Consider the following 12,868-nt stretch of genomic DNA (forward strand, 5'->3'; position numbering starts at 1 on the left):
AATACTCTCTCCATTTAGTCTAGGCTGTTAGTGGCATGGCTTTTAGTTGTCGTTAAGTCTGTTTCACTAATATTGAGGGGTTCTAAATGCCAAATGTCTTCACTGTATTGGCTTATGGTTCTATCACTTGAAAACATTCCACTGGCTGCCGTATTTAAAATACTCATTTGTGTCCAGTAGGTTTGATCTGCGTACGCTTTATCTACTTCTTTTTGAGCTGCTACGTAACTTTCAAAGTCGTGCGCAACAAGCCATGGATCGTGCGGGCTTTTAATTGCATTGGTTATATCGTCAAATAAGCACGGCTCAAACAAGTTAAAATGACCGCTTTCGAGTAGTTGCATTACATTATTTAAATCGCTATTTTGCGCGATTAAATGCTCAGGATTATAGCGCGATTTAATATCATCAATTTGATGCGCTTGTGCGCCAAACAAAAAGAAATTATCTGCGCCAACAGCGTCCCTAATTTCAATGTTAGCACCATCTAGCGTGCCTATCGTCAATGCACCATTCATCATAAACTTCATGTTGCCAGTACCAGATGCTTCTTTACCTGCGGTAGATACTTGCTCTGACAAATCGGTTGCAGGACAAATCACTTCCATAGCGGTTACATTATAATTAGGTAAAAAGGCGACGCGTAAATACGGGGCCGCTAACGGATCTTTATTTATAACCTCTGCCACGTTATTAATAAGCTTAATAATTTTTTTAGCCATGTAATAACCAGGCGCTGCCTTACCACCTAATAAAACGCAGCGAGGAACAAGCCCTTGTGTATCACCACGGCGAATACGGTCGTATAAATGAATCACATGAAGTATGTTTAATAGCTGACGTTTATATTCGTGAATACGCTTTACTTGTACGTCAAACATCATTGATACATCAAAATCTACATCGCAGCGCGCCTTAACTAAATCAACTAAACGTTGTTTGTTTTCACGTTTAGCGTTTTGCCATTGCCCATGAAATGCTTTGTCATCAAAAAAGCGGCGTAGGTCACTAATAGTTGAAAAGTCTTTAACCCAGCCATGACCAATTTTTTCGCTGATTAATTTACTTAAAACGGGATTACAATGTGCAAGCCAACGTCTTGGGGTAACACCATTTGTTTTGTTATTAAACTTATCTGGCCAAAGCGCGTAAAACTCTTTAAATAAGCCCGCTTTTAACAGTTCGGTATGCAGTGCTGCTACGCCATTTACAGAGTAACTACCTACAATGGCTAAATAAGCCATACGAATTTGCGGCTCGTCGCCCTCTTCAATTAACGATAAGGCACGTTGTTTTTCAACATCACCCGGCCATTGCTGTGCTACTTGTGCTAAAAAGCGTGCGTTTATCTCGTAAACTATTTCTAAAATACGTGGCAATAGCTTTGAAAACAACGAAACTGACCACTTTTCAAGCGCTTCAGGAAGTAGCGTATGGTTTGTATAGGCCATTGTTTTAGTAGTGATTTGCCAAGCATCGTTCCAGTCAAGTTCGTAATCATCAATTAAAATGCGCATCAGCTCTGCAACGGCAATACTTGGGTGCGTGTCGTTTAACTGAAAAACATGAAAATCAGCAAAGTCACTAAAACTCTCGCCATGTTGAGAAACCCATTGATCTACTACATCTTGAATACTCGCAGATGATAAAAAGTATTGTTGGCGCAACCTAAGCTCCTTACCATTTTCGCTGCTGTCATTTGGATACAGCACCATGGTAATTTGTTCAGCTAGGTTTTTTTGTGCAACGGCTTCTGAGTAACTACCGGCATTAAATTCGGTTAAGTTAAATTCATCCGTCGCTTCTGATTTCCACAAGCGTAACGTATTTACAATATTGTTTTTATAACCCGGGACAGGAACGTCGTAAGGGACTGCTAATACATCTTGTGAACTCATCCACTGGCGATGCTCTCGGCCAAATTTATCTGTGTAACTTTGCACGTAGCCACCAAATTTCACACGTTTAGCGTGCTCTGGTGCGCTTAGCTCCCACGGGTGTCCTTCGCGTAGCCAATTATCTGGTTGCTCAATTTGATTGCCATCTTTGATTGATTGGTTAAACATGCCGTATTCGTAACGAAGGCCATAACCAATGACAGGTAACGCTAGACTTGCACAACTATCTAAAAAACAAGCAGCTAGGCGGCCTAAACCACCGTTACCTAAACCTGCGTCGTGCTCGGCATCTTCAAGCGTTTCTACTGTTGTGCAGTATTCTTGTAATGCAGCAGCAACTTGGTCGTCTAAATCTAGGTTTAGTATTGCATTACCTAGCGCACGTCCCATTAAAAATTCAAGAGAAAGGTAAGCCGTTTTGCGGCGTTTCTCTTGCTTAATTTGTTGATTCGTTTCTCTGCAGCGGGCAACAAGTCTGTCGCGAATAGTCAGCGCTAAAGCATGGTATAAATACAGTCTTGATTCGCCGACCTTATCGCGACCTAGGGTATAATAAAAATGCCGTGTTAAGTCATCTTTAAGCGTACTTTCATCTATAACAGGACCTTCTTGCCAGCCCTTTACTACACACACTTGTTCACTTTGTTTAGCCATGACTTACATCCTCTAAATTAGCACTAAAAACCCAACTACTTTGTGCTGAAATTTCAACCATCACATCTTCATTACTACTCACAGATGCATTATTTACACTTGATAAAACCATTTGCCACGGCGCATTAATAGGCGAAGGCGGCATTTGGCAAAAAACTGTTTTTTTACTGGCATTAAATACCATCAGTAATGCATGATTGTTTTGCTTATCAAGTAAGCTATACATTAAAAACTGTCTGGTATCTTCATGCCAATGAGCGTCGGTCATGGTTTTACCTTGTTCGGTAAACCACTTAACGGTAAAACGCTCGTCTATATCATCTAAAAATACACTGTGTTTGAACGCACTGTGCCCGCGTCTAATTTTTAAAGCATCATCAATAAATCGTGTTAGCGAATGATTAAGTTGAGAATCTTTCCAGGCAAGCCAGCTAGTGCGATTATTTTGGCAATAAGCATTGTTATTACCCCCTTGAGAGTGCGCCATTTCGCTGCCAGCGGCAATCATGGGAACACCTTTTGAGAGTATTAAAGTAAGTAAAAAGTTCTTTTGTTGTTGCAAACGCAGTGCGTTTATTTTTGAGTCACTGGTAAAGCCTTCAACTCCGCAGTTAAACGAATGATTTGCACTGTGCCCATCTCTGTTTTGTTCACCATTAGCCTCGTTATGTTTTTCCTCATAACTCACTAAATCAGCAAGCGTGAAACCATCATGACTCGTTATAAAGTTAATACTATTGAGTGGTCCGCGCTGGCTGTGCTCAAAAATATCAAACGATCCATGCAAACGTTTTGCAACGCTTGCTATAATGCCTTTTTCACTTTGCCAAAAACGCCTAATTACATCGCGGTATTGATCGTTCCATTCTCGCCACGGCGGCGGAAATGCACCCAACTGATAGCCACCAGGGCCGATATCCCACGGCTCGCTTATTAGCTTAACCTTGTTTAGCACAGGGTCTTGAGCTACCACTTGTAAAAAAGTATGTGCGGAGCTAAAGCCTGTTTTTGAGCGACCTAAAATGGTCGCTAAATCAAACCTAAAACCATCAACCCCCATTACCTCAACCCAATAACGAAGGCTATCAAGTACAAGTTGCAGTGTTTTAGGGTGGTCAATATTTATGGTATTGCCACAGCCGGTATCGTTTATATATACATCAGGCTGCCCCTCTACTGTGCGGTAATACGCTAAGTTATCAAAGCCTCTTAGCGATAATATAGGGCCATCTGCCCCCGCCTCTGCTGTATGGTTATAAACAACATCTAAAATAACTTCTATGTCGGCTGCATGAAGCTCTTGCACCATTTGCTTAAACTCGTTTATATCGTCGTTTACCAAATAGTCTTTATGAGGGGTAAAAAAGTTAAGCGTGTTATAACCCCAGTAGTTTTGCAGCCCTTTTCCTGTTAAAAATTGCTCACTAATAAATGAATGAACAGGTAAAAGCTCAACTGCTGTAACGCCAAAGCTTTGTAAGTGCTCAATAAAGCTTGGGTGGCTTATCCCTAAAAACTTTCCTTGAAGAGATTTAGGGATTTTAGGATGACGACACGTTGTGCCCTTAACATGACACTCGTAAATAACCGTGTTTGACCAACGGTGGTTTGGCTTTTTATCCGCATACAAAGTAGGAGCCGCTACTTTTGATTTAGGTATATCAATGGCATTATTTACGGTGCTTTTAGTGCCAATTGGCATTTGCCCGTAATGGCGTTCGCTCCAAGTAAACTCACCAAACAAGTCTTTTGCGTACGGGTCTATAAGTAGCTTATTTTCGTTAAATAGTTGACCATTTTTAGGGTTATATTCACCCTCAACTCTAAAGCCATAAAGTGCGCCTGCGCTTAATGGCGAAATATGAATACTCCAACCCCCCCCTTCGTTGATATTCATCGCCATTTTTAGGATTTCTGAATGGCCACTTTTATCAAACAAACACACATAGGCTTGGCTTGCACCTGGCGCATAAAGCGCGAAGTTAACCCCATTATTAATAACACTAGAACCTAGCGGTTCTACATTACCGGGGGCTACATCAAATTGGTTACTCATCATCAACCTTTTGTAAGTAAATAGTTGTTAAGCCACCAATGGCAATTGAAATACTGTGTTTAAAGCCATGATTTGATTCATTTATTGCCTGAACTATCTGCGATGAATCTTTAGTTACCTCAACGCCAGAGCCAAAAAACTGAGTATCGTCTGTATTTAAAACAACTTTATAACGCCCTTTACTCGGTACGCCAATAACGTAGTTTTCATATGACGCGGGGGTAAAATTAGCAATAACAACCACAAAGTCTTTTGCGTTTTTAGCATAGCGAACAAAGCTTAAAATGCTCTGCTGATTATTATTGTTATCTATCCAGGTAAAACCAGCCGCGCTCGAATCTAACTCATACAATGCGGGTTGGTTTTTATAAACGGTATTGAGCGCTTTTACGGTGTGCTTTATACCGTTATGGCTTTGGTGCTCAAGTAAATGCCAATCGATAGAATGATCGTGTCCCCACTCTTTTCGCTGTGCAATTTCACCGCCCATAAACAAGAGTTTTTTACCCGGATGTGCCCACATAAATGCGTAGTAAGCGCGTAAATTAGCAAATTTCTGCCAATCATCGCCTGGCATTTTTTCAATTAACGATCCTTTACCGTGGACTACTTCATCGTGGCTTAATGGCAATATATAGTTTTCACTAAAAGCGTATACCATCGAAAAAGTCATTTCGTGATGATGATGCTGACGGTATAAAGGGTCGTGCTGCATGTAATGCAAACTATCGTTCATCCAACCCATATTCCACTTATAGCCAAAGCCTAAGCCGTTGTGCTCAACACTTTGGGTGACACCCGGCCACGCTGTTGACTCCTCAGCCACCATCATAATGCCTGGGTTGTTTTTATAGCTGCGCATATTGACTTGCTTTAGGCACTCAATTGCACCTAAGTTTTCGCGCCCGCCATAACAATTAGCAATCCACTCGCCTTCTTTTCGGCTGTAATCTAAATACAACATAGAGGCTACGGCATCTACACGCAGACCATCTAAACCAAATTGATGTAACCAATACATAGCATTTGAAATCAAAAAGCTTTTAACTTCAGGGCGGTCGTAGTTATAAATGTAGGTATTCCAATCAGGATGAAAACCTTGGCGCTTATCGGCATGCTCATATAAATGAGTGCCATCGAATCGATGTAAGCCATGCGGATCGCTGGGGAAATGCCCAGGCACCCAATCAAGTAAAATACCTAAATTAGCTTTGTGGCATTGCTCTACAAAGTATTTAAAGCTGTTGTAATCGCCAAAACGACTGGTAGGTGCAAATAAACCAACAGGCTGATACCCCCACGAACCATCAAACGGGTATTCACTTATTGGCATAAGTTGAAGGTGGGTAAAATTCATTTCAAGGGCGTAGCTAACGAGTTTGTCAGCAAGCTCTGTGTAACTTAAATAGCGGTTGTTTTCAGCGCGTTGCCATGAGCCTAAATGCACTTCATAAATACTAATTGGCGCATCAATATGATTACGCTTTTGTCGGTTTTGAAGTGCCTGAGCGCCGAGCGTTATAGGTTCTGGTTTATACTGCAGTACACTTGCAGTACCTGGTGCTTGTTGCATTTTAAATGCATAGGGGTCAGCTTTTTCGAGTACTTCTCCACTTTGGGCGGTAATTGCAAATTTGTAGCACATGTCGGCTTTAAGACCTGGTACGAATAACTCCCATACACCACTTGCAGGATGGAAACGCATAAAGTGGCGATTAGCTTGCCAAAAATTAAACTCACCAATAATAGAGACACTTGCTGCATTAGGCGCCCATACACAAAAGCGCACACCCTCTACATTTTGTTGAGTGCTAAAATGTGCACCAAAATGAGAGTAAGCATGTTCAAGGCTGCCTTCGTTAAATAAATACATTGCCTCTGCATCAAGTGTGCTTTCAAAGCTGTATTCATCATAAAAGGTAGTGCTGCTATTTGTGTACTGAGCAATGCATTGATAAGGCGCAGTGGGCAGCGCATCAACTTTGACTATAAATAAGTCACTTTGTTGGTAGCGCTGCGCCTTAATACTTTTATTATTTAATGTAACACTCACACTTATTGCACAAGGTAAGTAAAAACGAATTTCAACCTCAGCATCCGTTTTATGTGACCCTAAAAAGCTAAATGGGTCTTTAAATCGTCCGGTATTTAATGCATGTACTTGTGCATCGTAACTATTTTCATGTACTGAGCTGTCCTGTAATGAATTAGCAAGCTCTGAGCTGTCCTGCGCTGAAGATTTTTTATTAATTGTACTGCTCATTTAACCTTTCCTTATTGAATCGATTGCAGCTAAAAGTGAGGCATTTTTGGTAAAAATTTCTTCACTGGTATGCGTTAATACACGTCGCCAATTAGGATATTCTTTGTCTGTCCCGGGGATATTAACCGGATACTTCTGCTCATCTAAATCATCTATTTGTATTGCAAATAAACGCGATTGAGAACCCGCCAAACATAATGCTAGTGCGTTATATACTTCGACTGAATTACTATGTAATAGAAGCTCGGTTGTATTGGTATGGCGATTAATAAATCGTAGTATCCTATGTTGCTCTTCTATTCGTTGTTGCTTTAATTGCTCGTATTCATTGCAAGTAATAAGCTTGTATTGTTGCTTAATATTTAAATCAGCATGCTGCCACCAACCTGTAAAAGGCGGTACATCATGATTGGCTATCATTAACAAACACTGTGTTGCTAGCTCATCAGTCGATAAAAACTCACCACTGTGTTGTTTTTCAAAATAAAATAAGCTGTTAGAAAAAATACCGCTAGATGCCAAAGCCTGCCTTACCTCTGGCGGCACAACGCCTAAATCTTCTCCAATAACAATACTCTGATTAATATGTGATTCAATTTTTAAAATGGCGAGTAAGTGCTCAAACGGGTAGTAAACATAACAGCCATCTTGTTCACTATTGCTTTCAAAGCACCACCATAGGCGCCTAATAGCCATTACGTGGTCAATTCTAAGTCCACCTACATTTTGCATGTTTGCGCGAATGAGCGAGCGATAGAATTGGTAGTGATTATTACTAAGACTTTGAGGATTTAGTGCTGGAAGCCCCCAGTTTTGGCCAGCTTCGGCCCATGGATCAGGTGGAGCGCCTACACTTGCACCTTGGCTAAACAACGACTGCTGATTTTTAAACTCGGCCCCATCGCCAGCACAACCAACAGCTAAGTCGTTTATTAAGCCAATAGCCATACCTCGCTCTGCACAACTTTTTTGACACAGTGCCAATTGCATATGCGCTTGCCACTGCAGGTAATAATCAAATGTTAAGTTGTCTGATTCGAGGGTATTTAACGTAGTTGAATGAGTATTACAAAAATCAGTAAACGCTTGGCGACGCTCATCACTTGCCGTTAATTCAAACTGATTATAAAGCGCATCAAATAACGCATACTTTATACGGCTTACATTTTCATAATCTATAAATTGATCATTACTTTTTATAAGTGTAATTACATCGTCTCGTTGCATGAGGTCATGTAGAACTGCGTTATTTTGTGCGTCTTCGCTTAATACTATAGAAATATAAAGAGGGTTTAATAAAGCCCGACTACTAGGGCTATAAGGGCTTGCACGCTCTGGCATATCAGCAAATAACAAATGCAGTGGGTTAAGTAATATGTAATCCATATTTTGCGAGCTGCATAATTTTGTAAGCGTTAGTAAATCGTCAAAGTCGCCAATACCTAAATGCGCTTTATTTTTTAATGTGTAAAGCTGAATAGATAACCCTGTGCGCTTTGTGTCTTCAACTTGATAGACTTGCTCAGGCACGCACCAAATTTGTGTAATAGCGTGTTGCTCACCTACCTGAACATTGGCGTCATGATAGCCAATTGGCATATTATCTATGGGTAGTGCCAGCTCAATATAGCGAACGCCATGTAAGTAATATTCACCTGTAACTGCCAAATTATAAAGGTTCTCAACCGCTATATTAATCCCAAGAGAAGGGACATTAATGTTGGCGGCTAAATACTGCTGACGTTCGTCTATACGAAGCTTTAAAGCGCATTTTTTTTGGTCAACCAAACTCACACTGGGTACTAAATCCAGCCAAAGCGATGCATCTAAATCATAAGTTAGTTGAGTTATTTCGGCTTCGTTATTTGTATCAACACCGCAACATTGCAAAGCACGTTTACGCGTGTCTTCGCTAAAGAACACCTGTTCACCTGTATACTTAGTGAATTCAAAGCCAATACCATGCAGGTAAAACAACTGCGAAAGAGCATCCATTGAATCGCCTTAATTAATGCGTTGAGTATTTACTATGCTGTTTTCTGTGCCAAATGTATTGCCAATATAACCATCAGCTTGGTGGTCGTTATCCCAAATGTCTCCATTTATTAAATAACGAAAGTGAAATTGTTGATCGATAGGTAAGCGTTGCTTAAATTTAAACACACCTTGTTTTTTATTAAGCTTCATTGGCACAGGTTGCCAATCATTAAATTCGCCTAGTAAGCAAACTTCTTCTGCCTCTGGATGAGAAAATTCAAAGGTTACTTCAGCTTCATCTTTTGTTTTAAAAAAACGTTTATTCAACATAGCAGGCTCCAACTAAACCAAAAAGGGTACTTAATCTTTGCCACAGGCCATACAACTAAACAAAAAGGCGATGTGGATTCCATTCAAAATCATTAAACACGTTGTAAGTTAACCAAAACTTTATTTACGCATTATTACAGTGCAACAATTCATTTTTTCTGCACTTAAAAAGTGCGGTTAGTATATAAACAATCTTTTTTAAAAAGCTCAGTAGTACAGAGCAATATTTGAACCAACTAAGCGTACATCACATATTATTTATTTAATCGAATTTAAAGTTAAATAATCCAAAAGTATTGCCTAAATTTATAAAATTCTTTTGTTCTGTACTTTCATCAGCGATAATACACAGCATCTTAATACTCTGAAATATCATAATTTTCATGTTGAAAAAAAGCATTTTAATAACTATAGCCATCATCTTTTTAATAATAGCCACACTTGTTGGTTCTTCAATCTATACCCTTTATAGTAAAAAAGAAATCTCAGTTGATCCTAAATTAAAAGAAATCTCAGGTATTGAATTTGATAAACAAAAACGTCTATGGGCTATTAACGACGGAGGCAACGAACCCAAGCTTTACCGCCTTAACAAAGATGGTTCTATCGCCAAAGAAATTTTGGTTGAAAACGCTAAAAACATTGATTGGGAAGACATGACCCAAAACAAATTTGGGCACTTTTTTTTAGGGGATTTTGGTAATAACAAAAATGATCGTAGATGGCTCACTATTTATAAAATAGAAAACCCTATAGATATAAAAACAAACACAACCCAAGCCGAAATAATTAAGTTTACCTACCCTGAAATGGATGGCAGTCCAATAAAACCCAATGACCGCAATTTTGATTTAGAAGCATTTGTAGCACTAGGTCGTCATTTATATTTATTTACTAAAAACCGCACAGAACCTTTCGATGGTATTACTAAAGTGTATAAAGTGGGCGATCATGCAGCAAATTTTGATGCTGAGCTAATTGACTCTTTTAAAACGTGTACCACGCTTGAAAAACTATGCTGGATAACCTCTGCGGCGCTCAGCCCCGATCGTAAAAAATTAGTCTTACTTGATTCAACAAGTCTTTGGTTATTTGAAAACTTTGAAGGTGATAAGTTTTTCTCTGGTGATGTATCAAAAATAGACTTAGGGATTGTTACTCAAAAAGAAGCAGTCACCTTTTTTGATGACAATACGATTGTATTTACAGATGAAGAGTTTAAAGGCATAGGCGGTAATGCTTATTTTATAAAGCTTGATAAAGCCAAAAAAGAAGTTATAAGAAAAAAACCTATTTCAGAAAAAACACTTCCATAGCATATAGTTAGCTAAGCTGAAGCATTAAAGCTTAGCTAACTTATGTGAAAGGTAATGAGTTAATTACTCTTTGCGTTTGACGAATGAAGTGCTTTTTCTACATCAACACCTAAAATTAACACTCCAATATGACTATTATTATCATCTAAAACAGGAAAACTTAGCTGAACTTGAAAATGATGTGTTGATGCATCATATGTGACGCTATCAAAGTTAAAATCTTTTGACTGTTTAAATATTTTAGTAAACTTATTTTCATCTCCTTGCCAGTAGTCACTGGTTAGCTTACTAATAGCGATGTTTTTTCCTTGGTTATCAGTCAATATCAGCTCAGTAACAACACCTTTAAATTGTAATTGCCATTTTTTAAATACTTTAGATAACGGTAAATTAAGCATAGTTAACCCATCAGGGTGCTCAACTTGTTTACTTTCTTTTATCCATAGCCGGTCTAGTTTTTTAATTTCAGATTCACTTAAGGGAGACTCATTACTTATTTGAACTTGTTCTACTAAACTAGGTAAGTTTAGTAAGATTTTAGCACTACTGGACAACCTATCAAGTATTTGCTTTTCTTCACTTTTTGATAGTGAAAATGGAGCCTGCGCGCAAGTATTTATATTTTCATCAAACTGCTGCATAAATTTAGGGAAGCGTTTAATAAGTGAATGCGAAGCAAATAATCCCAAAGGCACATACCTAAAAAATTCTCTTTGATACTCATCTTCATTAATGCCTAGCTTAGAGGCTGCTAATTCAAAATCGTCTAAATCAAGTAGAATTCTATCAATCCGCTTATGGTGCATAACATTTACTATTTCTTCTAATGAATTTACTTCTACCTCAGCAATAATATTCTGAGTTTTAAACCAATTAGCCTGATAACTCCCTCTTACTGCACCATAACGCATTTTATTTTTTGGTTTATTAATGCTCTCTGGATGAGTAAACCAGTACCAGCTTTCTAAAAAGATGGGGGATGATATGCGCCCATAGGCCTTCATTTCAGGCATTAAATGAGTTGTGAAATAACCATCTAAGCGGTCTAACTTTACTTCTCGACGTGCACGTAACCATGGCAAGGTTTGTAGCTGAAAAGGGGCTCCCATTTCAAATAAAATACACTCAACTTGGTTGACTGCATTATCAGGTGCAGTGGTGGGTAAGTTTGTTCCAAACTGAAGAGGCTCAGTTAAACCCAATAAGAGGGTAAAAAAATATGCAGGCATAATCCATTACTAAATATTGTACAAATTAAAATGAGTATAGTCATCCATATTAAAAAAGCATAAATTCTCCTTACAAAATTTTGTATCTTATCAATGGCTTCAATATTTAAATCTATGTTCTACTGCTATTAGCTTATAAAAAGTACACTTAAATATTTAAATTAATGCATTTATATCTAGGGTCTGTTGATCTTTGAGGATTAAAATTCGTTCAAACTAGGCGCTATTTAATCGCGGCGCGAGATTTGTAACCTAGTGGGTTCAATAACTGCTCCTGCGTTGTTCTAATGGCTTACATCCATGTAAGAATAAGTAAAAACCGAGCAAAGAGTAAATAGCGCCTAGGAAGGACCCTTTGAGCAGCGCCTGTTTGGCATTAATGCTACGTTATCGCCCATTTATGGGGAGTAACCACACTGCATAGGCTCTGCCTTGCCTGAATACTAAACAGGCTACTGAAATTCAACCTTGAAAGATCAACAAACCCTAGGCTTTCTATTACTTACCTAAAGTATACCGAGTGTTCACTTAACGACTAAAACAAAAACTCACTGACTCTAGCGCTTAAATTTAGTTTCTAAAATAACAGAAGATGTTGTGCGCTCTACTCCATCCAGATTTCCTATATCGTCTAGTAAATGGCTAAGCTGCTCTAAATTTTGAGCCTGTACTACAGCAATTAAATCAAACTCACCACTTATGGCATAGAGCTGCGAAATTGCATCAATTTGCTTAAGCTCGATATTTGTTTTAGTTGTTAATTTTTGTCTTACTTTTATAGACACATGAGCTGATACCATTTTACTGAGGTAGTCGTCACCATAATCAACGCTATAGCCTTTAATTACACCCGTTTCTTCTAGTTTGAGCATACGGCTTTGTACCGTTGAACGAGATAAGTCAAGCATACGAGCAAGGTCAGAAATACTCGCTCTAGCATTTGTTTTTAGTACAGAAAGTAGCTTTTCATCTTGTGGAGTTATCATAATGGTTATTTTATTCGTTATTTTGTCTTTTATTTTAATCATTTTTCACAAAATAGCACTGCAATTTTAATAGCTAACCTTCGATAATGACCTCTACAAGAAATAATAACGTGTTTGCTGAAGAATAAAGGCTATATTCTTCTTTGAGTTAGCAACTAA

The 12,868-nt window shown here is 38.6% G+C and carries 8 protein-coding genes; 1 reads left to right on the plus strand and 7 read right to left on the minus strand.

What is annotated here, in order from left to right:
- Positions 1 to 14: 14 nt before the first annotated feature.
- Genes I6F45_RS17015 through I6F45_RS17035 form a run of 5 tightly spaced genes read right to left on the minus strand, consistent with a single transcriptional unit; the run spans position 15 to position 9,178 of the window.
- Entirely contained in the window at positions 15 to 2,552 is a 2,538-nt protein-coding gene (locus tag I6F45_RS17015; RefSeq protein ID WP_197161278.1) for a glycogen/starch/alpha-glucan phosphorylase, read from the minus strand.
- Positions 2,545 to 4,608: a glycogen debranching protein GlgX gene (gene glgX, locus I6F45_RS17020; RefSeq protein ID WP_197161281.1), complete on the minus strand. Its 2,064-nt coding sequence runs from the start codon at positions 4,606 to 4,608 to the stop codon at positions 2,545 to 2,547. Before glgX ends, I6F45_RS17015 begins: the two co-directional genes overlap by 8 nt.
- Complete coding sequence (glgB, locus tag I6F45_RS17025) at positions 4,601 to 6,871, minus strand: 1,4-alpha-glucan branching protein GlgB (RefSeq protein ID WP_166376572.1); 2,271 nt, start codon at positions 6,869 to 6,871, stop codon at positions 4,601 to 4,603. The genes glgX and glgB overlap by 8 nt, the downstream gene beginning before the upstream one ends.
- Positions 6,872 to 8,866: a 4-alpha-glucanotransferase gene (gene malQ, locus I6F45_RS17030; protein ID WP_197161285.1), complete on the minus strand. Its 1,995-nt coding sequence runs from the start codon at positions 8,864 to 8,866 to the stop codon at positions 6,872 to 6,874.
- Positions 8,867 to 8,875: 9 nt separating this feature from the next.
- On the minus strand, positions 8,876 to 9,178 hold the full coding sequence (locus I6F45_RS17035) for an isoamylase early set domain-containing protein (RefSeq protein ID WP_007580752.1): 303 nt from the start codon (positions 9,176 to 9,178) through the stop codon (positions 8,876 to 8,878).
- A 383-nt stretch (positions 9,179 to 9,561) separates the two neighbouring features.
- Between I6F45_RS17035 and I6F45_RS17040 the strand changes: the two genes are divergently transcribed.
- Positions 9,562 to 10,494, plus strand: a complete 933-nt coding sequence (locus tag I6F45_RS17040) for a hypothetical protein (protein ID WP_007580756.1) — start codon at positions 9,562 to 9,564, stop codon at positions 10,492 to 10,494.
- A 59-nt stretch (positions 10,495 to 10,553) separates the two neighbouring features.
- Here I6F45_RS17040 and I6F45_RS17045 read toward each other — a convergent pair whose 3' ends face one another.
- Together I6F45_RS17045 and I6F45_RS17050 are read right to left on the minus strand one after the other, a co-directional pair.
- Positions 10,554 to 11,723 (minus strand): cache domain-containing protein, encoded by a 1,170-nt coding sequence (locus I6F45_RS17045; RefSeq protein ID WP_197161288.1) that lies wholly within the window; start codon positions 11,721 to 11,723, stop codon positions 10,554 to 10,556.
- A 557-nt stretch (positions 11,724 to 12,280) separates the two neighbouring features.
- Positions 12,281 to 12,709 carry an Lrp/AsnC family transcriptional regulator gene (locus I6F45_RS17050; protein WP_002958609.1) on the minus strand — a complete coding sequence of 143 codons (429 nt, stop codon included), beginning with the start codon at positions 12,707 to 12,709 and terminating at the stop codon, positions 12,281 to 12,283.
- Positions 12,710 to 12,868: the final 159 nt, after the last annotated feature.

This window comes from Pseudoalteromonas sp. SWYJZ19 (assembly GCF_015864375.1).
Classification (GTDB): Bacteria; Pseudomonadota; Gammaproteobacteria; order Enterobacterales; family Alteromonadaceae; genus Pseudoalteromonas; species Pseudoalteromonas arctica.

Excerpts from the sequence above, each read along its gene's own strand:
- I6F45_RS17015 (WP_197161278.1), bottom strand. The coding sequence starts at position 2,552 with ATGGCTAAACAAAGTGAACAAGTGTGTGTAGTAAAGGGCTGGCAAGAA.
- glgX (WP_197161281.1), bottom strand. The coding sequence starts at position 4,608 with ATGAGTAACCAATTTGATGTAGCCCCCGGTAATGTAGAACCGCTAGGT.
- glgB (WP_166376572.1), bottom strand. The coding sequence starts at position 6,871 with ATGAGCAGTACAATTAATAAAAAATCTTCAGCGCAGGACAGCTCAGAG.
- malQ (WP_197161285.1), bottom strand. The coding sequence starts at position 8,866 with ATGGATGCTCTTTCGCAGTTGTTTTACCTGCATGGTATTGGCTTTGAA.
- I6F45_RS17035 (WP_007580752.1), bottom strand. The coding sequence starts at position 9,178 with ATGTTGAATAAACGTTTTTTTAAAACAAAAGATGAAGCTGAAGTAACC.
- I6F45_RS17040 (WP_007580756.1), top strand. The coding sequence starts at position 9,562 with ATGTTGAAAAAAAGCATTTTAATAACTATAGCCATCATCTTTTTAATA.
- I6F45_RS17045 (WP_197161288.1), bottom strand. The coding sequence starts at position 11,723 with ATGCCTGCATATTTTTTTACCCTCTTATTGGGTTTAACTGAGCCTCTT.
- I6F45_RS17050 (WP_002958609.1), bottom strand. The coding sequence starts at position 12,709 with ATGATAACTCCACAAGATGAAAAGCTACTTTCTGTACTAAAAACAAAT.